At 73.5% G+C, this 21,675-nt stretch carries 24 protein-coding genes; 15 read left to right on the plus strand and 9 right to left on the minus strand.

Annotated features, from left to right (window positions below; genetic code table 11):
* Positions 1–64: 64 nt before the first annotated feature.
* Positions 65–994 carry a LysR substrate-binding domain-containing protein gene (locus ACWEGE_RS13240; protein WP_449660669.1) on the plus strand — a complete coding sequence of 310 codons (930 nt, stop codon included), beginning with the start codon at positions 65–67 and terminating at the stop codon, positions 992–994.
* A 78-nt stretch (positions 995–1,072) separates the two neighbouring features.
* Here ACWEGE_RS13240 and ACWEGE_RS13245 read toward each other — a convergent pair whose 3' ends face one another.
* Together ACWEGE_RS13245 and ACWEGE_RS13250 are read right to left on the minus strand one after the other, a co-directional pair.
* Positions 1,073–2,479 (minus strand): dihydrolipoyl dehydrogenase family protein, encoded by a 1,407-nt coding sequence (locus tag ACWEGE_RS13245; protein WP_449660670.1) that lies wholly within the window; start codon positions 2,477–2,479, stop codon positions 1,073–1,075.
* A gap of 1 nt (position 2,480) precedes the next feature.
* Entirely contained in the window at positions 2,481–3,044 is a 564-nt protein-coding gene (locus ACWEGE_RS13250) for a hypothetical protein (RefSeq protein WP_449660671.1), read from the minus strand.
* A gap of 228 nt (positions 3,045–3,272) precedes the next feature.
* Here ACWEGE_RS13250 and ACWEGE_RS13255 point away from each other — a divergent pair, with 228 nt between their 5' ends.
* The 4 genes from ACWEGE_RS13255 to mhpA are packed head-to-tail and all read left to right on the plus strand — an operon-like array spanning position 3,273 to position 6,998.
* Entirely contained in the window at positions 3,273–4,418 is a 1,146-nt protein-coding gene (locus ACWEGE_RS13255) for a VOC family protein (protein ID WP_449660672.1), read from the plus strand.
* Positions 4,415–5,347, plus strand: coding sequence for a fumarylacetoacetate hydrolase family protein (locus ACWEGE_RS13260; protein WP_449660673.1), 933 nt, complete (start codon positions 4,415–4,417; stop codon positions 5,345–5,347). The genes ACWEGE_RS13255 and ACWEGE_RS13260 overlap by 4 nt, the downstream gene beginning before the upstream one ends.
* On the plus strand, positions 5,344–5,496 hold the full coding sequence (locus tag ACWEGE_RS13265) for a hypothetical protein (protein WP_449660674.1): 153 nt from the start codon (positions 5,344–5,346) through the stop codon (positions 5,494–5,496). The genes ACWEGE_RS13260 and ACWEGE_RS13265 overlap by 4 nt, the downstream gene beginning before the upstream one ends.
* Positions 5,493–6,998, plus strand: a complete 1,506-nt coding sequence (gene mhpA / locus ACWEGE_RS13270) for a bifunctional 3-(3-hydroxy-phenyl)propionate/3-hydroxycinnamic acid hydroxylase MhpA (RefSeq protein WP_449660675.1) — start codon at positions 5,493–5,495, stop codon at positions 6,996–6,998. Before ACWEGE_RS13265 ends, mhpA begins: the two co-directional genes overlap by 4 nt.
* 93 nt (positions 6,999–7,091) lie before the next feature.
* Here mhpA and ACWEGE_RS13275 read toward each other — a convergent pair whose 3' ends face one another.
* Both ACWEGE_RS13275 and ACWEGE_RS13280 read right to left on the minus strand, forming a co-directional pair.
* Positions 7,092–8,648 carry a Na+/H+ antiporter gene (locus ACWEGE_RS13275; RefSeq protein WP_449660676.1) on the minus strand — a complete coding sequence of 519 codons (1,557 nt, stop codon included), beginning with the start codon at positions 8,646–8,648 and terminating at the stop codon, positions 7,092–7,094.
* A gap of 214 nt (positions 8,649–8,862) precedes the next feature.
* On the minus strand, positions 8,863–10,095 hold the full coding sequence (locus tag ACWEGE_RS13280; RefSeq protein WP_449660677.1) for an MFS transporter: 1,233 nt from the start codon (positions 10,093–10,095) through the stop codon (positions 8,863–8,865).
* A 71-nt stretch (positions 10,096–10,166) separates the two neighbouring features.
* Between ACWEGE_RS13280 and ACWEGE_RS13285 the strand changes: the two genes are divergently transcribed.
* A complete protein-coding gene (locus ACWEGE_RS13285) occupies positions 10,167–11,177 on the plus strand; it encodes a helix-turn-helix domain-containing protein (RefSeq protein WP_449660678.1) in 1,011 nt (336 codons plus the stop codon).
* 60 nt (positions 11,178–11,237) lie between these two features.
* On the opposite strand, the gene ACWEGE_RS13290 is transcribed toward ACWEGE_RS13285, so the two are convergent.
* Entirely contained in the window at positions 11,238–12,257 is a 1,020-nt protein-coding gene (locus ACWEGE_RS13290) for a hypothetical protein (protein WP_449660679.1), read from the minus strand.
* Between the two features lie 28 nt (positions 12,258–12,285).
* Positions 12,286–12,840 carry an RNA polymerase sigma factor gene (locus ACWEGE_RS13295; protein ID WP_449660680.1) on the minus strand — a complete coding sequence of 185 codons (555 nt, stop codon included), beginning with the start codon at positions 12,838–12,840 and terminating at the stop codon, positions 12,286–12,288.
* Between the two features lie 236 nt (positions 12,841–13,076).
* Here ACWEGE_RS13295 and ACWEGE_RS13300 point away from each other — a divergent pair, with 236 nt between their 5' ends.
* Positions 13,077–14,321, plus strand: coding sequence for a sensor histidine kinase (locus ACWEGE_RS13300; RefSeq protein ID WP_449660681.1), 1,245 nt, complete (start codon positions 13,077–13,079; stop codon positions 14,319–14,321).
* On the plus strand, positions 14,309–14,959 hold the full coding sequence (locus ACWEGE_RS13305) for a response regulator (protein ID WP_449660682.1): 651 nt from the start codon (positions 14,309–14,311) through the stop codon (positions 14,957–14,959). Before ACWEGE_RS13300 ends, ACWEGE_RS13305 begins: the two co-directional genes overlap by 13 nt.
* A gap of 4 nt (positions 14,960–14,963) precedes the next feature.
* On the opposite strand, the gene ACWEGE_RS13310 is transcribed toward ACWEGE_RS13305, so the two are convergent.
* Both ACWEGE_RS13310 and ACWEGE_RS13315 read right to left on the minus strand, forming a co-directional pair.
* Positions 14,964–15,386 (minus strand): hypothetical protein, encoded by a 423-nt coding sequence (locus tag ACWEGE_RS13310; RefSeq protein ID WP_449660683.1) that lies wholly within the window; start codon positions 15,384–15,386, stop codon positions 14,964–14,966.
* Positions 15,387–15,736: 350 nt separating this feature from the next.
* A complete protein-coding gene (locus ACWEGE_RS13315) occupies positions 15,737–16,171 on the minus strand; it encodes a nuclear transport factor 2 family protein (protein ID WP_449660684.1) in 435 nt (144 codons plus the stop codon).
* A 78-nt stretch (positions 16,172–16,249) separates the two neighbouring features.
* On the opposite strand from ACWEGE_RS13315, the gene ACWEGE_RS13320 reads away from it, so the two are divergent.
* The 6 genes from ACWEGE_RS13320 (at position 16,250) to ACWEGE_RS13345 (ending at position 20,155) form a co-directional block, all read left to right on the plus strand.
* Complete coding sequence (locus ACWEGE_RS13320) at positions 16,250–16,852, plus strand: TetR/AcrR family transcriptional regulator (protein WP_449660685.1); 603 nt, start codon at positions 16,250–16,252, stop codon at positions 16,850–16,852.
* A 129-nt stretch (positions 16,853–16,981) separates the two neighbouring features.
* Positions 16,982–17,407 (plus strand): hypothetical protein, encoded by a 426-nt coding sequence (locus tag ACWEGE_RS13325; protein WP_449660686.1) that lies wholly within the window; start codon positions 16,982–16,984, stop codon positions 17,405–17,407.
* Positions 17,400–18,587 carry a PPE domain-containing protein gene (locus ACWEGE_RS13330; protein WP_449660687.1) on the plus strand — a complete coding sequence of 396 codons (1,188 nt, stop codon included), beginning with the start codon at positions 17,400–17,402 and terminating at the stop codon, positions 18,585–18,587. Before ACWEGE_RS13325 ends, ACWEGE_RS13330 begins: the two co-directional genes overlap by 8 nt.
* Positions 18,584–18,880 (plus strand): type VII secretion target, encoded by a 297-nt coding sequence (locus ACWEGE_RS13335; RefSeq protein WP_449660688.1) that lies wholly within the window; start codon positions 18,584–18,586, stop codon positions 18,878–18,880. Before ACWEGE_RS13330 ends, ACWEGE_RS13335 begins: the two co-directional genes overlap by 4 nt.
* Positions 18,873–19,565: a hypothetical protein gene (locus ACWEGE_RS13340; RefSeq protein WP_449660689.1), complete on the plus strand. Its 693-nt coding sequence runs from the start codon at positions 18,873–18,875 to the stop codon at positions 19,563–19,565. Before ACWEGE_RS13335 ends, ACWEGE_RS13340 begins: the two co-directional genes overlap by 8 nt.
* A gap of 29 nt (positions 19,566–19,594) precedes the next feature.
* A complete protein-coding gene (locus ACWEGE_RS13345; RefSeq protein WP_449660690.1) occupies positions 19,595–20,155 on the plus strand; it encodes a hypothetical protein in 561 nt (186 codons plus the stop codon).
* On the opposite strand, the gene ACWEGE_RS13350 is transcribed toward ACWEGE_RS13345, so the two are convergent.
* Entirely contained in the window at positions 20,067–20,852 is a 786-nt protein-coding gene (locus ACWEGE_RS13350; RefSeq protein ID WP_449660691.1) for a helix-turn-helix transcriptional regulator, read from the minus strand. The genes ACWEGE_RS13345 and ACWEGE_RS13350 overlap by 89 nt on opposite strands.
* Positions 20,853–20,900: 48 nt before the next feature.
* Between ACWEGE_RS13350 and ACWEGE_RS13355 the strand changes: the two genes are divergently transcribed.
* Complete coding sequence (locus ACWEGE_RS13355; protein ID WP_449660692.1) at positions 20,901–21,674, plus strand: ESX secretion-associated protein EspG; 774 nt, start codon at positions 20,901–20,903, stop codon at positions 21,672–21,674.
* The last annotated feature ends 1 nt before the right edge of the window (position 21,675 follow it).

Below are 21,675 nucleotides of genomic sequence, written 5' to 3' on the forward strand. Positions count from 1 at the left end.
CCTCCACTGTGGGCGGTGGCCCGGCACCTGGCAAGAACGCCCGCGGCAACCTATCCTTTCCCCTGTGGAAAGACTGGACGACCTCGGCTTCTTCCACGTCGTCGCGGTCAGCGAGACGCTCACCGCCGCCGCGCGCGAGCTCGACGTCTCGCTGCCGGTGGTCAGCAAGCGCCTGAAGGCACTGGAACGCCGCCTCGACGCCCGTCTGGTCCACCGCGGCGCGCGCCGGCTCACGCTGACCTCCGAAGGCCGGGTCTACGCCGCCCGCGTCGAAGCGATCCTCGACCAGGTCCGCGAGCTCGACGACCTCGTCAGCCACTCGTCCGGCGAGTTGCGCGGCTCGATCGTCGTCCAGGCGACGCTCGGGCTGGGCCGGGCGCACGTCGCCCCGCTGATCGGCGAGTTCACCGCCCGCCACCCCCAGGTGCGGATCCAGCTGCGCACGTCCGCGCTGCCGCTGCGGCCGCACCGGCGCGAGTTCGACCTCGCCGTGCACGTCGGCACGCCACCGGATTCCACGCTGCGGATGCGCCGGCTGGCCCGCAACCGCCGGATCCCGTGCGCGGCGCCGTCCTATGTGGAGCGACGAGGCGCACCCGAGCGGATCGAGGACCTGACCGCCCACGACTGCATCGTGCTGCGCGAAAACGAAGGCGACTTCGCCGTGTGGCGCTTCGGCAGCACCGCGAAACCCCGCCAGGTCCGGGTGCGCGGCAGCCTGTCGAGCAACGACGGCGACATCGTGACCGACTGGGCCCTGCAGGGCCGCGGGATCGTGATGCGCTCGGAGTGGCAGGTCCGGTCCCACCTGGACAGCGGCGCGCTGGTCCGGCTCCTGCCCGGCGTGCCCACCCCGCCGGCCGACATCCACGCCCTGCTGGCCGAGGATGTCCACGTCCCGAGGCGCACCAAGGAGCTGATCACGCACCTGGCCGCCCGGCTGCCGGAGCGGCTCGGCCCGGCGAGTTCACCCACCGGACCGCACCGCTTCTGAGCCAGGACCTGCCGTTCGCGACGAGGGGTTCAAGACGCCGGTTCCGGCGGCCTCACCTCGGGCACCGGCGGGGGTGGGTCAGCGGCCGTAGGCTTCGAGCAGCCGCAGCCACACCTCGCTGACGGTGGGAAAAGCCGGAACCGCGTGCCAGAGCCGGTCGATCGGCACCTCGCCGGCGACCGCGATGGTCGCCGCGTGGATCATCTCCGCGACGTCCGGGCCGACGAGGGTGAACCCGACGATCACCGTGCGGTCCTCGTCGACGACCATCCGGGCGTGCCCGCGGTAGCCCTCGGCGTGCACGGCGGATCCCGCGGTGGCGGCCAGGTCGTAGTCGACGACGCGGATGCGCAGCCCGGCGGCCTCGGCCTTGGCCGCGGTCAGGCCGACCGACGCGGCTTCCGGGTCGGTGAAGACCACCTGGGGCACCGCGCGCTCGTCGGCGGTGGCCGCGTGCCGTCCCCAAGGAGCGTCGTCGACCGGCTCCCCCTTGGCGCGGGCCACGATCACGTCACCCACCGCGCGGGCCTGGTACTTGCCCTGGTGGGTCAGCAGAACGCGGCGGTTCACATCACCGGCCGCGTACAGCCAGTCGTTGACCCGCATCGTGTCGTCGACCGTCAGCCACGACCCCGGCGTCAGGCCGATGTTCTCCAGCCCGAGGTCCTGGGTGTTGGGCGTGCGGCCGATCGCGACGAGCAGTTCGTCGGCTTCGATCTGCTCGCCGTCGGTGAGCGTGATCGACACCGTGCCCGCGTCGCTGCGCTTGACGGAACCGGCTTCGGCGCCGATCCGCACCGAAACTCCCTTGCCCCGCAGGGACTCCGCCACCTGCTCGCCGACGAACGGCTCCTGCAGGTGCAGCACGCCGTCGCGGGCCAGCATCGTCACCGACGACCCCAGCTCGCTGAACGCCGTCGCCATCTCCGAGGCCACCACCCCGCCGCCGATGACGGCCAGCCGGGCCGGAACCTCCTTCGCCGCCACGGTTTCCCGGCTCGTCCACGGCTTCGCCTCGCGCAGGCCCTCGATGTCCGGGACCAGCGCACCGCTGCCGGTGGCGACGACGACCGCGTGGCGCGCGGTCAGCGTCGTGACGGTGCCGTCGGCGGCGGTCACCTCGACGACCCGCTCGCCGGCGATCCGGCCGTGCCCGCGCAGCAACGGAACGCCGACCGACTCGAGCCAGGACACCTGGCCTTCGTCGTTCCAGTTCGAGGCGAAGTCGTCGCGGCGGCGGAGCACGGCGGCCACGTCGAGCTCGCCGGTCACCGCTTCCCGCGCGCCGGGCACCTGACGGGCGGCGCGCAGCGCCGCGCCGCTGCGCAACAGCGCCTTGGTCGGCATGCAGGCCCAGTAGGAGCACTCGCCGCCGACCAGCTCCCGCTCGACGATCGCGGCGGTCAGACCGCCCTGCACCACCCGGTCGGCCACGTTCTCCCCGACCGGACCGGCCCCGATGACGATGACGTCGTAGGTCGACATGTCAATTCCCCTTCGCGGCGCGGCCGAGCCGGATCGCCGAGACGAGGAAGAAGATGCCGCCGAGAACGGCGTAACCGGCCACCCCGGACAGCGCCGGGTTCGCCGCGGAGGCGCTGATGACGAAGTTCGCCCCGGCCAGCACGGAGATGCCGCCGCTCAGGATCATCGGCCACTGGCCGCCCATCTTGCGGCGGGAAACGCCGACGACCAGCTGGACCAGCCCGGCGACGATCGCCCAGGCACCCCACACCCGCAGCACCGCCGGGATGCCCGAAGCCGCGGCGACGCCGAGGCCGATGGTGGCCAGGAGGCTGATCGCCATGTTCACGTACAGCCCGGTGACCGAACCGTTCCCCTTCGCCGACCGGGCGTCCACAATGGCCGCACCGACGTCGAAGAGCGGGTAGACGACGACCAGGACGACGCCGGCCACGCCCAAGCCCGACTTGGTCGTCAGGAACACCAGGACCGCCCACACGACGGCGAACCCGAACCGCACGAAGTACAACCGGCGCAGCGCCGGAGCGAACCCACCGACGGTGGGCGAGTCGACAGTAGTCACCATGATCCCCTTCAAGGCCGCGGGGACTTCCCCCGACAAGACCGAACGTTCTATCTCAACCGAGCATGGCGGGCTCCGCGAAGGAAGTCAAGACAGATCGTTCTATCTAGTTCTTACGAATCACTTGTCCGGCCGGAGCGGACGCGCCCGCCGGGAGCACCTCAGAAATGAGGAAATCGTCAGAACCTCTTGACTGACGATGCGGTCGAGAGTGACGATATCGTCATCATGATGGGAGGGGCGATGATCGACCACGACGATCCCCACGCCGACCTGCACAGCGAGCAGGGCGCGTTGCCCGGCGAACACCCCGGGAGGGCACCCAACCCGGTCGTCAAGGTGCACGACCTGGCGTGGCTGGAGTTCGAGAAGCCGGACCTGGCCAAGGCCGAGCTGTTCGCCCACGCCTTCGGTTTCACCACGTCGCTGCGCACCGCGGACGAACTGCAGCTGCGTGGCACCGAACCCGGCGCGCCCTGTGTCCTCGTCCGCCGTGGCGCGCGCTCGCGGTTCACCGGGCCGGCGTTCCGGGCCGCCGGCCCGGCGGACCTGCTCCGCCTGGCGGAGGCCACCGGGCACCGGGTCACCCGCCTGCCGGAGAGCCTCGGCGGGGCCACCGTGGACCTGCGCGACCCGAGCGGCGCCCGAGTGCGTGTCGTGTCCGGCACGCACGAGCTCCCGGCGTTGCCGGGGCAGGAGCCGCTGCCCCTCAACTTCGGGCGCGACATCAGGCGGGTGAACGCCACCCAGCGGCCGCGGCGGGAGCCGGTCAAGGTGCAGCGGCTCGGCCACGTCGTGCTGCAGACCCGCAAGTACCGCGAAACGCTCGACTGGTACCTGGCCCACCTGGGCCTGATCGTGAGCGACTTCCTCTACTACCCCGGGCAGCGCGGCCGGGGCCCGGTGATGAGCTTCATCCGCTGCGACCGGGGTGACACCCCGACCGACCACCACACCCTCGCGATGGTGCTCGGCCCGGCGAACCGGTACGTGCACTCGGCCTACCAGGTGCCCGACCTCGATTCGCTCGCCGCCGGCGGCGAGTACCTGCTCGAGCGGGGCTACCGGCGCTCGTGGGGCATCGGCAGGCACATCCAGGGCAGCCAGCTGTTCGACTACTGGCGCGACCCCGACGGATTCCTCGTCGAGCACTTCAGCGACGGCGACCTGTTCGACTGCTCGCTCGAGCCCGGCTGGGCGCCGATGACCGCGTCCGGGCTGGCCCAGTGGGGCCCGCCCGCCACCAGGGACTTCCTCGGGGTCAAACCCGGCCGGGAAGCGTTCGGCGAGCTGCGCGCCATCATCGGCGCGCTGCGCGAGGAAAACGAATTCGACTTCGACCGCCTTCGCGGCCTGCTGAAAGTAGCTGTGTCATGAGCATTTCCGTCCTCCGCACCGCCGACGCCTGGTGGGTGGCCACCCCGGCCGGGGCGGCCAAGGTCGCCACCCGCGCCACGACCACCGCCCAGCTGCTCGCCGATCGGAAAGCCCTCGAAGCGGCGTCGAGCGGGCGCACGGTCGACGTGGAGTCGCTCGCCCTCCTCTCGCCGGTCACCGCCCCGTGCCGGGTGGTCGCGCAGATGACCAACTTCGCGTCGCACGTCGAGGACACCGGCGGGAACCCGGACACCGTGCCGCTGACGTTCTTCCGCAAGTCGTCCGGCTCGATCAGCGGCCCGCACGACGACGTGGTGCGGCCCCCGCACGTGCGGCTCCTGGACTACGAAGTCGAGATCGGCCTCGTCATCGGCACGGAAATCCCGGTCGGCACGGAGATCGGCGACGACCTCTCGGCGTACGTCGCGGGCCTGGTGGTGACCGACGACGTCTCCGCGCGCGACATCCAGCTGCCCCAGACCCAGTTCTACGAGGCCAAGTCCTACCCCACGTTCACCCCCACCGGGCCCGCGCTGGTGCTGCTCGACGCCGACGAGCTCAAGCGGTTCACCGACCTGCGGCTGAAGCTGACCGTCAACGGCGAAACCCGCCAAGACCGGACAGCTGCCGACATGATCCACCGGCCCGCCGAGGCCCTCCGGGCCCTGGCCCGCTTCCAACGGCTCGACCCGGGCGACCTCGTCCTGACCGGCACCCCGGTCGGTACGGCGTTGTCCGCCCCGCCGAAGCCGGTGGAGGTCATCGGCTCGCTCCTGCCGCCGGCGCTCAAGTGGAAGCTGTTCTTCCGTGGCCAGGAACGCCGTCCCCGGTACCTCCGGGACGGCGACGTCATCGAGGCCGGCGTGGCCACCGACGACGGCGCGCTCGACCTGGGCACCCAGCGCACGGTGGTGAGGCACGCCCGATGAACGGGAACCCGCTGTGGCCGGAGCACTCCGCGCCCGCCGACGTCACCGCGATCGAGGCCCTGCCGCCAGCCGGCCTCGGCCGGCCCGCCCTGCGCGCCGGCGCCACCCGCCGCCACGCGGTCGGCCGGCGCCTGGCAGGTGCCGCATGACCGAGGTACCCGTGGTGATCATCGGCGCCGGCCCGACCGGCCTCACCGCCGCCACCCTGCTGGCCCAGTACGGCGTCGAATGCCTCGTCCTCGACCGGTGGGAGACGATCTACCCCCAGCCCCGCGCCGTCCACCTCGACGACGAGGTCTGCCGCATCCTCGGCCGGCTCGGCCTGTCCGAGGAGTTCTCGGCGATTTCCTGGCGCTGCCACGGACTGCGGCTCGTGGACCGGGACCTGCACGTGCTCGCGGAGTTCCGGCGCGACGCGGCGCACGGCAGGCACGGCTACCCCGAGGCCAGCATGTTCGACCAGCCCGAACTGGAGGCACTCCTGCGCTCGGGACTGAAGCGGCACGGCGCGGTCACGCTGCGCGGGGGCGCCGAAGTCACCTCCCTCGCCCCGGAGGTCGGCGGTGTGCGGGTGGCGTTCACCGAGTCCGGCCGCCCGGGCTCGGTGCTCGCGCGGTACGTCCTCGGCTGCGACGGAGCGAACAGCCTGACCCGGACCTCGATCGGCGCCGTCCTGCGCGACCTCGGGTTCACGCAGCGCTGGCTCGTCGTCGACATCCGCACCGACGCCGAACTCGGCGCCTGGGAAGGGGTGCACCAGGTCTCCGACCCGGTCCGCGCCGCCACGTACATGCGCATCGGCGAGAACCGCTACCGCTGGGAGTTCCAGCTGGCCGACGGCGAAACGGCCGACGGCCACCGCGAACCGGCGGCGCTGCTCCCCCTCCTCGAGCCGTGGACCGGCGAGACACCGGCCGACCGGCTCGAGATCGTCCGCGTCGCCGAATACACCTTCCGCGCCCAGGTCGCCGACCGCTGGCGCGATCGGCGGGTGTTCCTCCTCGGCGACGCCGCCCACCTCACCCCGCCGTTCATCGGCCAGGGCATGGGCGCCGGGATGCGCGACGCGATGAACCTCGCCTGGAAGCTCGCCGGCGTGCTCGACGGCACGCTGCCCGAAACCGTCCTCGGCAGCTACGAGACGGAACGCAAACCCCACGCCACCGCCATGATCCGGCTCGCCAAGCTGATGGGCACGGCGATGACCGAAGGCGGCGAACTCGGCAACCTCCTCCGCCGCGTCGCCGCACCGCGGCTGCACCTCGTGCCCGGCCTGCGCAAGCGCGTCCTCGAAACCGCAACTCCGCCCCTCCACCGCTCCGCGCTGGTGGCGCGCCCACTCCTGCGGCGTTCCCTGGCCGGCCGGCAGTGTCCCAACGCCCCGGTCGGCGGCGGCCGTCGCCTCGACGACGTGACAGCCGGCCGGTTCGCCGTCGTCAGCACCGCCGAGCCGTCACCCGCACAGCGCGCGGACATCGAGCGACGCGGTGCCGTGCTCGTGGTGGCCCGGCCGGGGAGCGCCCTGCACCACTGGCTGCGCCGCGGGTTCGCCCGGGCCGCGCTCGTCCGTCCCGACGCGACGGTGCACAGCTCCGGGCGCGACCTCGCCGCCCTCTGCGCGGCGATACCCCCGTACCGCGCAACCCCGTGAACCGCGTGCCGCCACTCGGATCGAACCGGGGATCGAAGCGCCCGTGACGAGCACAGTGCCTTTGGGAAGCCGGCCGCGGCCCTGGTGAACCGCTCAGTCCTCCAGTCCAGTGTGCTCCAGGTCCAGCAGCCGCTGGATGCGCCGCCGGGTGCCGTCGGTGATCTCGCCCGCTTCGAACAGGCGGGTCAGCTCGGCCGCTTCCACGTCGATCAGCTCGCGCTTCAGGGCGCGGTAGTCGATCCCGCGCACCCAGTCCGCCGCCTCCTCGCCGGTGTCGCCGCGGATGTGGTCCAGCCTGGCCTGCCAGCCGGCCCGCAACCGGTCGACGACGAACGCCGGCGCCGACTCGGTCTCGGCCAGGTGGTCCACGTGGGAAAGGCCGGCCTCGGCCAGCTTCCGGCGCGCGGTGGCGTATTCGGTGTGCAGGTCGGCCGGATCGAGCGCGATGCCCGCCCGGCGCACCAGCGGGGCGAGCGTGAAGCCCTGGACCACCAGCGTCAGCACGATCACCGCCGTCGTCAGCAGCAGGACGAGGTCACGCGCGGGCAGCTCGGAACCGTCCAAGGTGGCCACCGGCAGCGACAGCGCCGCCGCGAGCGGCACCACGCCCCGCGCGCCCGCCCACGACACGACCGCGGGCACCTGCCAGGAGATCCGGCCGTCCTCCCGTCGTTGCCGCAGCGCCGAAAGCACGAACACCAGCAGCAGCCGCGCCACGACCAGGGTCGCCGCGATGGCCAGTGCCTGCAGCAGCCACCACGCGCCCCCGCCGGTCACCCGGCGCACCAGGGCGGGCAGCTGCAGCCCGATCAGGCCGAACACCACGCTCTCCAACAGGAACACCACGGTCTGGTACACCGCGCCGACCTGCAGCCGGATCCGCGCGGTCGTCAGCCGCTCGGCCTGGGTCCCGAGGATCACGCTCGCCACCACGACCGCGGTCACGCCCGACCCACCGACCGACTCCGCGACGACGTACCCGGCATACGGCGTGACCAGGGAGATCACCGTCTCCAGCACCGGGTCCTCGGTGCGCCGCCGGATCACGAACGCCCCGAGCGCCGTGAGCACCCCAACCGCCACCCCGCCGCCCGCGAGCACCCCGAACTCCCCCAGCGTCCGGCCCCAGGACGCGGCCCCGCCGGCGACCGCCAGGAACAGCGCCACCCGGAACAGCAGCAGGCTGGTGGCGTCGTTGAACAGGCTCTCGGCCTGGATCAGCGCCTGCACCCGCGGCGGCAGCGCCAGCCGCCGCGCCAGCGCCGTCACCGCGACCGGGTCCGTGCTGGCCAGCACCGCACCGAGCACGAACGCCATCCCCACCGGCAACGGCGTCACCGCCACCGCGACCCCGATCACCGCCGCGGCCGACAGCAGCACCAGCCCGACCGACAGCACCGCCACCGGACGGCCGACCGCGCGCAGGTCCCGCCACGGCAGCTCCTCCCCCGCGGCGAACAACAGCGGGGGCAGCACGACCAGGCTGATCACGTCCGGAGTCACCTGCACCACGGGAACGCCGGGCAGCAGCCCCACGACGACCCCGACGACGACCAGCAGCGACGGCGCCGGCACCCGCCACCGCCGGGCGAACGTGGCCACCACGGTCGCCACGACCACGAGGAACAAGACGGTTTCCACCCCGCGCATGAGCCGGTCCTCCGATCCGAATCCGGATGCCGACCAGACTTCCCGGCGCGCCGGGACCAGCCTACGCGAGCCACCCGGCCGGGAGCACCGCAAACCACCCCGGCGCCGATGTGGGTGGTCGAGCCGCTCGTAGCCCCGATGGTCACGCCGGGGCGGCCGGCGAGACCGGGCCGTGGTGCTCGAGTCCGTACGCGGTGCGCGGCCACCGCAGCCGTCAGCGAACGGCGCCCTCGACGCCACCTCGGCGGGTGCGGGAGGTGACGACCACGAGCCAGACCGTGGCCGCGGCGGCCACGGCGAGCACGATCAGCAACAGCGCGGCCGGGCTCAGCCGGACGCCGGTCTGCCCCACGGACATCAGGAAAGGGAACGCGAAGCCGAGGTAGCTGAGCACCTGGTAGGCCGCCGTCGCGGTGCCGAGCGAACGGTGGTCGGCGATCTGCTGGACCTCGACGAGGCCGCAGAACTGGGTGAGGCCGTAGGCGGCGCCGAGTACCGCCGAGGCGAGCAGCACGACAGCGGGCGACCTCATGTCCGCGGCCCACGCCGCGCAGCCGATCCCGGCGAGGACCGACAACATCGACGCCGGCAGCAGAACGGGCCGTTCGGCGCGGTGGATCCGCTTCGCCAGCGGCTGGGCGAGGATCCCGGTGAGCGCCGTCGTCGCGGTGGTGACCGCGCTGAAGAGCAGGGCGTACCCGGTGACCTGGTCGGCGACCAGGGCAGGCAGGTAGGCCAGCGCGATCGTGGCGGTGCCGAACACCCAGGGCGCGAACGGCAGCAGCACCAGCAGGAAATGCGCGACCACACTCCGGTCCCGGGTGGACTCGGCGTGCGTTGCGGCCCGGACGACGACGCCGGGATCCGGTGTCCTGCGCAAGCCGATCATCGCGGCGAGCAGAAGCAGCAAATGCGGAACGTAGACGGTGATCGCCGGGTTCGGCAGCCACTGGGCGCACAGCCCGGCGACGAACGGGCCGGCCGCGAACCCGGTGGTCATGGACACGGTGGCCCGCCGCGGGCCGGCCGCCGTGTCGCCGGCTTCGGCCGAGAGCTCCTTCAGCCACGCGGCTCCCGTGCCGAACGCCAGGCCGCTCGCGATGCCGGCCAGCAACCGGCCCGCGTACAGCCAGCCCGGGAAGGTGCCGCCGATCATCAACAGGCACGTCGCGGCGAAGGAAACGGCGAGTGCGGTGCGCACGGCCGGTCGCCGCCCCGCCAGGTCGGACCACTTCCCGCCGACCAGCAGCGCCGGGATCAACCCGAGGGCGTACAGCCCGAACATGGCACTGGCCACCGCGGACGAGAGGCCGAGCCGCTGCTGGTAGAACACGATCAAGGGAGCGAACTGGTTCGCGCCCCAGCCGATCGCGGTCAACGCGAGGCCGGTGCCCAGCCACGCCCGCGACGACCGGGACACCTGTGGAGCGGCATGAGTCGAGGTCACCTGATCACCGTCGCTGAACGACGCGGCACACCGCGAGTGTCCGATCTGACAATGTGCGTACACTTTCGGACATGACCGTTGTGGCGCTGGCCGTGGCCGACGGCGTGCCGTTGTACGAGCTGGCCGCACCCTGCGCGATCTTCGGGACCGACCGCTCGGACCTCAGCGGCTCGCCGTGGTACCGGTTCGAGGTGTGCGCCCCCGCCGACGTGCGGGTGGACCGGTGGTTCCGCGCGAGCACCGAGTTCACCTACGAGGACCTGGTGGCCGCGGACACGGTCGTGGTGCCGGCCTGCCACGACGCCGAGCTGCGCCCGCCCGGCGACCTCGTGGACGCCGTGCGGGCGGCCTTCGAGCGTGGCGCGCGGGTGATCTCGCTCTGCACCGGGGCGTTCGTGCTCGCGGCCGCCGGTCTGCTCGACGGCCGCCGGGCCGCGACCCACTGGCTGCACGCCGAGACCCTCGCCCGGCGGCACCCGTCGATCACGGTCGATCCGAACGCGCTGTACATCGACGAAGGGCGGGTTCTCACGTCCGCGGGCAAAGCCGCGGGCACGGACCTGTGCCTGCACGTCGTCCGCCTCGACCACGGAGCGGCCGTGGCGAACGCGATCGCCCGCCGGCTCGTGACCGCTCCGCACCGCGAAGGCGGGCAAGCTCAATATGTGGCTTCGCCGAGCCTCAAGACGTCCTACGACGAGCTGGCGCCCGTCATGGACTGGGCACTCGCCAACCTCGACCGGTCCATCACGGTCGAGCAGCTGGCCAAGCGGGCCAACCTGGGGGTCCGCACGCTGAACCGGCACTTCCACGCCAGGATCGGCATCAACCCACTGGGGTGGCTCCAGGCTCAGCGCGTCCGCCGGGCCCAGCACCTGCTCGAACAGACCGACGACAGCATCGACTCCATCGCGGGGCAGGTCGGGTTCGGCACGGCCGCGGCCCTGCGCCGCCACTTCCGGCAGGCCCTCGACACCAGCCCCGACACCTACCGCCGGACCTTCGCCCAGAAAGCGGCCACGGACCGAACCGGCGCGAGCCGGGACGTCGGCGGTGGCGTCATGGCCGGCCGCGGCCAGTGATCACCTCCCCGGGAGGGCCGAGATGATCTCGCCCCTCCCGGGGACGGTTCGGCACCAGGATCAGATCCTGCCCGCGGCCACGTCGGCGAGCGTCACCCGGGCGGACTTGTAGTTCACCACGTAGCGCTTGGACGAGTCCGCCGAGGTGATCTCCTCCCGGATCGGCAGGCCGTTGCCGGCGTTGATGGTGAGGACGTCCGCGGCGCCGCCCAGGATGGCGGGGGGCGGGGTGAGGGTCAGCGCGGCCTGGCCGTCGACGTCGGTCCGGCCGACGACCATGCCCGGGATGGTCGCGTACAGCTTCAGAACGCCCGCGCGCACCTGCGCGTCGGCGGCGTTGGCGAACAGCGCGTGTTCGGCGTTGCTCCACAGGTGGTTGTCGATGAGGTTCTCCAGCTCCTTGCCCGTCGGACGCGGCTTGGGAGCGGGCACCGGCTTGCCCATCTTGCGGAACATCTCGGCGAGCTCCGCTTGGCCATCCGCCCAGGCCTTGTCCGCTTCGGCGGGGCTCAGGCCGACTCCCAGGGCGTTGTTGGACGCGGTGATCATCGCGATCCGGGCCTGGTCGACGTCACCGGTCGCGGCGAGCCGGGCCGCCGCCATCACCTTCCCGTCGTACGGCGTGGCCGGTTCGGCGTGGCCCTGGGCGACCGCCTCCGCCACGCTCTTCGCCGAGTCGCCCGTGAACTGCCGGCCCTGGTCGGTGTAGATCGTGTAGTTGAGGTCCGGCTTGCCGTCCGACCCGAACTTCGTGTTGACGATCAGCGACGCGTCTCCTGGCTGGGTGCCGGCCGCCTGGACCGCGGAGGCCAGCTTCACCAACGGCGCCTCGACCGCCGGCGGGGCGGCATCGGCCGGGCCGGCCGGGCCGGCCGGGACGCCGCCGCCGGACGTGCCGATCACCACGGCCGCCGCGACGGCCGCCGCGCCCGCGGCGGCGAGGCTGAGCTTGGGCCAGGAAAGCCGGCGCTTCGGTCGTCCGACCGTGGCCACGGGTTCCTCCATCGCCGCCCGCAGTGCCGTGCGGGCACGGTCATAGGCCTCGGGGCCGGGGGACGGCACGTCACGCAGATTCTTCATGAGATCCATTTCGTCCATGGGTCGTCTTTCAGGTCGTCGGGACTTGCAGCAGCGCAACCACTTCGGGGGCTTCACGCAGTGCCTTGCGCGCCTGGTGCAACAGGCGGCGGGCCGAGCCGGCCGGGATGTCGAGCACCCGCCCGGCCTCGGCGACGGTCAGGTCCTCCCAGGCGACCAGGCCCAGCACTTCCCGCTCTTCCGGTTTCAGCCGAGCCAGTGCCCTGCCCAGCAGAGCCTGCGTGTCCACGCGGACGTCCACCGCCGGCCAGGGATCCCAGTCACTCGCCACGCCGGTCAGGTCCGGCGCCGGCTCCTCGGCCGGTGCGGACCGCCAGTGCCGGCGCAGCCGGTTCAGCGCGACGCCGTACAACCAAGGCCGGGCTCCGGGATACGAACGGTCGTAGTTCGCACGGGACTCGTAGGCCGCCACCCACACGTCGCCGAGCACGTCCTCGGCGGCCTGCCGCCCGACCCTGCGCGCCAGGTAGTTCCCGAGGGCGGTCTCGTGCCGGCTGATCACTTCCACGAAGGCATCGGTGTCTCCGCGCAGCGACCTGCCGATAAGTTCCGCGTCCGACGCCATGAAGCTCCTCGGGTTGCGCTTCGCCCTGACAACCCGTCTTTGCCGAACCACGCCCGAAAGCGTTCAGGTTGCGTCAGCCCGTGACGAACAGCGCAGGTCAGGCGACGGTATCGAGGTCACGAGCGAACGTGCGAGCGGGACGGCCGGCGGGGGGTCCGCTGCGGGTACCAGGTTCACCATGAGATCGGGTGCGGGCTTCCTGGCCCCGTGCTCCCGCGGTGCCCTAGCGTCGTGCCATGACGATTCCGGCCGGGTTGAGCCGCGCGGTTCTCCGGGCGCGGCGGGACACCGGCTTCCTCGCCGCCGGTGTGCTGCCGCACCTGGCGCTGCTGCCCGTGTGGTCCTGGGCGGCGACGACCATCGACCGGACGGGGAACTGGCTCCTCACGGTTTCCGTGTCGGCCGCGCTGGTCGTGCTCGGTGCCCCGGTGCTGACGGCCGTCCAGCGGGTTCGCTACCGGGTGCTCCTCGGCGTGGACCTCCCCCGGCTCGCCCCCACCGCGCCGGCACCCCGGACGTGGGCCTCGGCCGCCCGGTGGCTCGCGGCGACGCGGCCTTGGCGCAAGCTCGGCTACCACCTCCTGCTGGGCCCGCTGCTCGCGCTGCCGGAGCTGCTGGTGCTCACGGCGGCAGCGGCGGGCTTGGCGGGTGTCAGCGCCTACGCCTGGTCATGGGCGCTGCCGGCCGCCGTCCGCCAGGACGGGTTCGGCTCCCTGACCCAGCTGCCGGCTTACACCGCTGGTGGGCTCCTGCTCCTGTGCGCCCTGCCCTGGACCGCGCGGACAGTGGCCCGGATCGAGGCGCGGACGGCGGTGGGCCTGCTCGGGCCGAGCCGGGCGCAGCGGCTCCAGGCGCGGGTCGATCAGCTGGCCGTGAGCCGGGCCGACCTGATCGAGGCCGTCGACGCCGAGCGGCGGCGGATCGAGCGCGACCTGCACGACGGCACCCAGCAGCGGCTGGTGTCGCTCGCGGTCAACCTGGGTCTGGCCTTGGCCGCCCGCCCGGACCTGCCGGGTGATGCCCGCGAGGTGATCGCGAAAGCGCACCGGGAGGCGAAGGAGGCGATCGCCGAACTCGACGACCTGGTGCGGGGGCTGCACCCGGCCGTGCTCGACGACCGGGGCCTGGACGCGGCGTTGTCCGGGCTGGCTGCCCGCACGCCCCTGCCGGTGCGGTTGCGGGTCGAGCTGGCGGAGCGGGTGGCACCCCACGTGGAGTCGGTCGCGTACTTCGTGATTTCCGAGGCGCTGACCAATGCGACCAAGCACGCCAACGCGATGCGTGCCGAGGTGACGGTCCGCCAGGTCGGCGAGGTGCTGCGAGTGCGCGTCACCGACGACGGGCTGGGCGGTGCCGACGCCGCCGGCACGGGGCTGACCGGGCTGGCCAAGCGGGTCGGCTCCCTCGACGGGGCCTTCCGCGTCAGCAGCCCCGCCGGCGGGCCCACCACCGTCACCGCGGAGCTGCCGTGCGCGCGGTGATCGCCGAAGATTCGGTGTTGTTGCGGGTCGGCCTGCGCAAGGTGCTGGAGATGGCCGGGTTCCAGGTCGCCGCGGAAGCCGGCGACGCGGCGGGGCTGCTGGCGGCCGTGGCGGAGCACCGGCCCGGACTCGCCTTGATCGACGTCCGGATGCCGCCCGGCTTCACCGACGAGGGGGTCCGCGCGGCACTGGAGATCCGCCGGCGCTGGCCGGGGACGCCGGTGGTGCTGCTTTCGCAGTACGTGGAGGAGCGGTACGCGGCCGACCTGCTGTCGGCGAACACCAGTGGGGTGGGCTACCTGCTCAAGCAGCGGGTCGCCGACGTCGCCGAGTTCGTGGCGGCGGTCCGGCGGGTGGCGGACGGGGGCACCGCCCTGGACCCGCAGGTCGTCGCCCAGCTGCTGCTGCGGCGCGACAGCGACCCGCTCGCGCGGCTGACCCCTCGCGAACGGGACGTGCTCGGCCTGATGGCCGAGGGGCGCTCCAACACCGGCATCGCGCAGGCGCTGGTGGTCGGCGAAAGCGCGGTGGCGAAGCACATCAACAACATCTTCGCCAAGCTCGACCTGCCCGTGGCCGACGTGGACCACCGGCGCGTCCTGGCCGTGCTGCGGTTCCTCGGAGCGTCCCGGCGCTGACGGTTCAGGCGTTGCGCAGCGCGAGCCACGTGCACAGGCCGGCCAAGGCCAGTTCCGGAACCGCGCAGGCGACGGCCTGGGTGAATTCGGGGCCGGCCTGGGCGGTGAGGACGTCGAACCAGGCGTCCATCACCATGAGCGCCGCGACGGCCGACGCCGACAGGCGGGCGCGGTCGTCGCCGAGGTGGACCAGGCGCGCGGTGGTCGCGCAGCCGAGCGCGACCGTCAGGTCGAGCCCGATCCACGCGGCGGGCCAGTGCCGCACCTGCGTGGTCTCGGGCAGCGACCGGCCCAGCACGACCACCCACGGCACCAGGCCCGCGGCGACCGCGCCGAGCACCCTGGGGGCCCAGCCGACCCGCGACCGGGCCCGGGCGCCCGGCACCCCCTCCGTGCGTGGCGGCCGGGGCATCGTCGGAACGGTCATGGATTCCTCCACCGGAGTCGGGGTGCCGCCGGCATCGGCGGCCTGCGGGGAAAACCTTGCCGCCGCGGGCCGCCGAGATCAGTAGCCCGCGGTTCCGTCTTCGTGGTGGTGCCTGGTACCGGACCGGCCTGGTGCCTGCACGATGGCACCGCCGGTCCGGTCTCGAACAGCTTCGGACGATGGACACGGCACGACGTACGCGGACCGCGGGTCCGGCGGCTTCCGGTCGCGGTGCTGCGCTGCCTGTGGAAGGACAGACCACGCCTTCCGGTCCGGAGCGCCCGGACCGGCGGGCGCCGGCTGCGGCGGCCCGACCCGAACCGCCTACCGCGCCGCCGGTACCGCGGGACTCACCGGTGGCCCGCGTCGGCGAGGTGCGCTCCGCCCAAGGGAGTGCGCTGCGGGAAGATGACCCGGCGGCTGATCCGCCAGCCGCCGTCGTGGCGCCGCAGGCTGTCGAGGTGCGTCACGCTGGCGAATGTCCCGTCCGCCATGATGATGAACCCCTTGGACCGCGCGGTCGCCCGGTCGTCCCCCTCGCCGGTGACGACGATGTTCGTCACGTGGTGGGCGACGGGGTTGCCCGCGCCGAGGTGCAGAGCGGCGTTCCTGATCGCCTCGATCCCCTCGAAGGTTCCCACTCCGAGAGCGCTCATGTCGTAGACGACGTCCGGCGTGAAGATCTCCCCGAGCCGGTCCAGGTGGCCTTCGTCGAACAGCTGCCCGTGCAAGGCCAAGGTCTCGCCGATGGCCTGGCGGTCTTCCGCGTGCAACTCGTGTGCCATGGGTGGTCTCCGTTCGTTTTGGTACTCGGTACCATACCGTACTTCGTTCCTTTTGGAACGGCAAGCTATGCTGAAGTCATGACCTCGCCCCGTCCGCTCGTGGAGCGCAAGCAACGCCAGGCGCGAGCGCGCATCATCGAGGCCGCCCAGGAGCTGTTCTTCGATCGGGGCTTCGACGGCGTCTCGGTCGGCGACATCGCCGAGCGCGCCGAAGTCGGCCGCACCACGTTCTTCCGCCACTTCGGCGACAAGCAGGAAGTCGTGTTCGCCAAAGAGCGGGAACTGCTCGAGACGATCGCCGCGGCCGGCCGGGCGGACGACGTCGCAGCCGCACGAAACGTGACCGAGGCCGTCGAACAACTCCGCCCGGTCGTGCTCGCGATCTGTTCCCGGGCCGCCGCCGACCCGGAGGGGTACACCCGGCACTTCCAGCTCGTCGAGCAGCACCCGGAACTGCGCGCCCGCGACGCCGTGAAAGTGCAGCAGATGGCCGACGAGCTGGGCGACCTGCTCGTCGACCGGGGAACCGACGAGGCCACGGCCCGCTTCGCCGCGAACATCGCCATCGCCTGCTACCAGACCGCAAAACGCCTGGGCAACGACCCCCGCACCCTGGTGGAAGAGGTCCGGACCGCCTTCGGCCGGGCACTCACGCTGGGGACCGGCGCCGCCGGGTCCTGACGCCGGGACCGCCCGCGCCCTATCCGCCCGTGCAGTCTTCATGTCCACCCGTGCACCCGGGTGGGTCGCTCTTCTCAACGCGGCGGCCATTGGCCAGGATGGACGCCTGGGTGGCGAGGGAGGTCCTTCATGACGACGGTGCGCAACGAGGCCGACGCGCGGCGGCAGCTGCGCGCGGCGCGGGAGCACGAGCCGGACGAGCTGCTTGTCGTCGGCCCGGTGACCGGCACCGGCGGCATCGAACTCCACTACGACGGGGTCGACGACGTCAAGCGGGCCATCGACGAGCGCTACGACGAACTGAGCCGGCACCTCGAAACGGCCCGCGCCCTCGACACCGGACTGGCCGACGGCAAGGGACCGGTCGCCCACTGGATGCGCCGCTCGTTCGCCGTCCGCGGTGGCGCCGAAGCCGGCGGGGTCCAGGCCGCGCTGCGGTCGTACCTGGCCGAGCTCGCGACGCTGCGGCAGACGCTCGACACCGTCGTGACCATGCACCAGGGCAACGACGAGCAGGCCGCCGCGGCGCTGCCGACGGGGGACGCCGATGCCTGAGTTCCACTCGACGAACCACGCCCCGACCGCCCGGCAGCGGGCCAAGGCGCGGCGCGTCCGCCGGGAGAAGGCGGTCAACGACCGCGAAGCCACCTTCGGCCGGATCAACTGGGACAGCTACGAGCACCGCGAGCTGTGGGACATGGTGCAGTCGGCCGTCCCGGCGAAGCTCGGCCAGCACGCGGCCTGGTGGCACGAGGTGGCCGCCGGGGTCGGATCCGCGACCGAAGAGGTGGCGGCGCTGGTGCGGAAGCTGCGGGAGTCGTGGCAGGGGCCGTCGGCGGACCAGGCCGCGGAATCGGTGGACCGGCTGACCGGCTGGGCGACGACGGTGGGCGACAACGCCCGGCGCGTCGGCTCCGGCCTCGAGACGTACACGTCGGTGGTCAGCGAGGCCCGGAACCGGATGCCCGAGCCGGTGCACTACTGGGCCGAGCGGTGGTTCCGGCAGGGGTACGCGGTGAAGCGGCTCGACGGCCCCGAGGGCACCTACATGCTGGACCAGCTGCTCGACGACAAGCTGCCGACGAAGAAGGAAGCCGACGACGCCAAGGCCGCGGCCGTCCGGGTGATGGAACAGTACGAGAGCGCGAGTCACGACGTCCGCCACCGCCTGCCCCCGGAGTTCGACACGGCCCCGCCGGTGACCGCCGGCTCCGCACCGCCGCCGGTGGTCCGGACCCCGCAGGCCCCGCCGGTCCCCCGCGATCCGGCCCCCCACGATCCGGTCCCGCACGATCCGGTCGCGCCGCCGGCCGGGGGAGCCCACCACGAGCCGGACGACTCGACGTCGACGGCGTCCGCGCTGCCGCCCACGTTCACCGGCGCCGGCGTCCCCGGCGCGCTCGACGGGGTCATCGGCGCCACCGGGCCGGGTGCGACCGGCCCGGCTTCCGGCTTCGCCGGCGTCCCCGTGGCCGGACCGGCGGGCCCGGGAACGCCGGGTTCGGGGACGCTCGGCGAAGGCGGACGAGCCGGCGCGGGCCGGTTCGGCGCCGGGTCGGCGGGCTTCGGACCGGGCGGGACGGGCGGCCGCGGCCCGGCGGCCGGCTACGGCATGTACCCGCAGGGCCAGGGCACGCGGCGCGAGGAGGACACCGAGCACCGCGACAAGTACGCGAAGGGCTACGACCTGCTCGACGACCTCCCGCCGGCGTACCCCCCGGTGTTCGGGGAATGACCGGCTTCCACGTCGACCCGGTGGCCCTCGACGCGTTGGCGCTGCGCCTGGAGGACACGGCGGACGAGTACCGCGCGGCCGCGGCCGCGCTGGAGGCACCGGAGGCGCCGGGCGGTCTCGGCCCGGCACCGGTCTCGGCGGCGCTCACCGCGCTGACCGGCGCGTGGTCCGGCAGCATCCGAGCGGTGCAAACGGACTTCGCCGACGCGGCCGCCGGTGTCCGGGCGGCCGCGACGGCCTACCGGGCCACGGACGCCGCCGCGGCCGAGGAGCTGGGCCGGGCCGATGGCTGACTTCCGCGGCCTCGGCTTCGACCCCGTCCCCGGCAGTCCCGACGCGGCCGCCGAAGCCGCTCGGCGCTGCACCGCCGCCGCGGCCCGGCTCGGGGAAATCCCGTCCACCGGCCCGATCCCGGAGTGGGCCGGCCGGTCCGCGCAGGCGCTCGCGGACCGCGCCGGACGAGCCGCCGCCGGCCTGTCGGCCACCCGCGATGCCCTCCGTGCGGCCGCCGGGGTCCTCGAAGACTGGGCCGGCACCCTCCTCGCGCACCACCGCCGGGCCGAAGACCTCGACCGGCGCGCCACCGCCGCGCGCCGAGCCGTCACCGCCGCGCACGACGACGTCGAGCGGGCCGAAACCGAAGCCCAGTTCTCCCCCGTCACCCGGCCGAACCTCGCCGCCGCCCGCACCCGGCTCGCGGCCCGCCGGGACGACCTCGACCGCGTCCTCGCCGAAGCCCGCGACCTGGAACGCACCCACGGCACCGAAGCGAACCGCGTCGCCGAGCGGCTGAACGCCCTCGGCGACGGCTCCCCCGTGCCGGAAGCACCCGGCTTCGCCCTGGTGGCAACCCAGCTGGAGGCCTTCTCGGCCGCCGGAGCTCAGCTGGGCGCCACCGTCGCGCGCACCCCGAAAGCGCCGGTCACGCCGCCGGCCGGGGCCGTCAGCGCGTTCGCCGCGGCGCTGGGTGGCCGGTGAAACTGCCCGCCGTTCCGGGGATCACCCCGGTGAGCCTGGACTCGGTCGAACGCACCACCGCCGAGCTGCACGCCCTGATGGCCCGGCTGCGCGGTCCCGACGCCGCCCGCGACCTCGGGCTGGAGGCCGCGGCCGTCCAGTGCGCGGAGATCGCCCACGAGCAGCGGGCCGGGCTGCTCGCCGTCGTCGAACACCGCGACGCCGATCCCGCCCTGCTCATCGCCGGGGTCGTCCCGGTCGACGACCCCGGCGAGGCCGCCGGCCTCGGGTACTTCCTCGCGGACACCACCCCCGGCATCCGCGAGGTCAGCAACGCGCAGACCGGCCGCGGCTACCCGGTGGTGATCGTCGAGCGGATCGGCCTGTCCGGCGCGCAGCTGCAGGCCGTCGTGCTCGACCCGGACCGGCCGCGCGCGGCCGTGTTCACCCTGCACTCCCCCGGTGGCCGCGGCTGGCTGGAGGTCGCCGGGCTGGCCGGGACCCTCGTCGCCGGCATCGACCTCACCCCCGCAGCGCCCGCTCCCGGAACTCGCGCGGCGTCCGGCCGGTCGCCTGGCGGAACGTCCGCGAGAAGTGCGGGGCGCTGGTGAACCCGCACTCCCGCGCGATCTCGGCGATCCCGCGTCCCGCCTTCGCCGGGTCGGCCAGCAACGCCTTCGCGCGCTCGACCCGCAGGCCCTTGAGCCGTTCCGACACACCTTGGCCGTCGTCGAACAGCTGGTACAGCCGCCGGCGCGAGATGTACAGCGCTTCGGCGATCCGGTCCGCGCCGAGGGACTGCTCGCCCAGGTGGGCGCGCATGTACTCGAGCGCTTCCCGCCTGCGCGCCGCCAGCGCGTCGACGCGGTCGAGTTCGACGCGCAGCGCGCTCCGCAGCACCAGTTCGGCCAGGCCGAGCAGGTGGTGGGCGAGCCCGTGCGGGTCGAGCCGCGGCCCGGCCGCCACGACGTGCGCGACGGCGCCGGCGAACAGCGACCGCAGCGGCGCGTCGACCTCGACCGGCCGGAACATCAGCGGCCGCAGCTCGGCGAAGGAGATCGACAGCTTCGCCGCCGCGACGGTCAGCATCACGACGCCGGACGGCTGCAGGTGCAGCGTCGCGTCGGCGAACGTCAGCTTCGCGCCGGACTCGGCGACCGCCCGCGGGACCGGGCAGCGCAGCAGCAGCTGGACGTCTTCGGGGTCGCGGCGGCCGCCGAGGATCGCGGCGCGCGCGGCCGCCGCGCCGGACGCGCGGACGACGAGGTACCCGCTCGCGGGGACGTCCATCGACTGCGGCTCGGCCATCGGCACCATCGTGCCCGACGGCGGCCGCTCGGCACGGGAAGGGGGACCATGGCGCGGCGCACCGCGACGGCGGCGGGAGTGATCCTGTCGCATCTGGAATTCGATCTCCTCTGGGAGGACCTGGGACCGGGCGGGCCGCCGCCGTACCCGTTCGACGTGCCGTCGCACGGCGCGACGCACGCCGAACGCGACGAACTGGGCGTCCGGGTGTTCGCCGGTCTCGCCGAAGCGGGCTTCACCGACGGCGAGGACGTCGACCCGGAACTGGCGGACCTGGTCGGGCTGCTGGGTTCGCCTGCCTTGAGCATCGACGCCCTGGTGCTCGGTGAAGCGCCGTGGCGGCTGCTCGCGGCGGCTCGCCCCGGCGCCGGCGTGCTCGCCGTGCTGGACGAGCGCGACCTGGTGCTGGAGCCGGTGCGCCCGGACGACCTGGTCCCCGCGGTGGCCCGGATGGCAGGCGACGCCGAAGCGGGCCCGGGTGACCAGCTGCGGCTGCCGCGGGCGGCGTATTCGGCGGCGATGGACGCGTACGCGCGCAGCGGGTACGACGCGTTCGAGCGGGCACTGGGCACGGCCGGGATCACCGGCCGCGCGGTCCGTCCGCTGGCGACGCTGGTGACGGCGCAGCGGTACGCGGCCGGCCAGCTGGCGGCGACCGGGTCGGCGGGCCGGAGCCCGGTGCTGGCGTGGTTCGACACCGCGGCCGGCCGGTACGCGGTGACCCCGGAGGACGTCGGCGGCGAGCCGTGGGTGACGGTGACCCCGGCCGGCGGCGCGTGGCTGGCCGACCGGCTGGCCCGCATGGTCGACGACGTCCGCTGAG

The sequence above is a fragment of the Amycolatopsis sp. NPDC004747 genome (genome assembly GCF_053601335.1).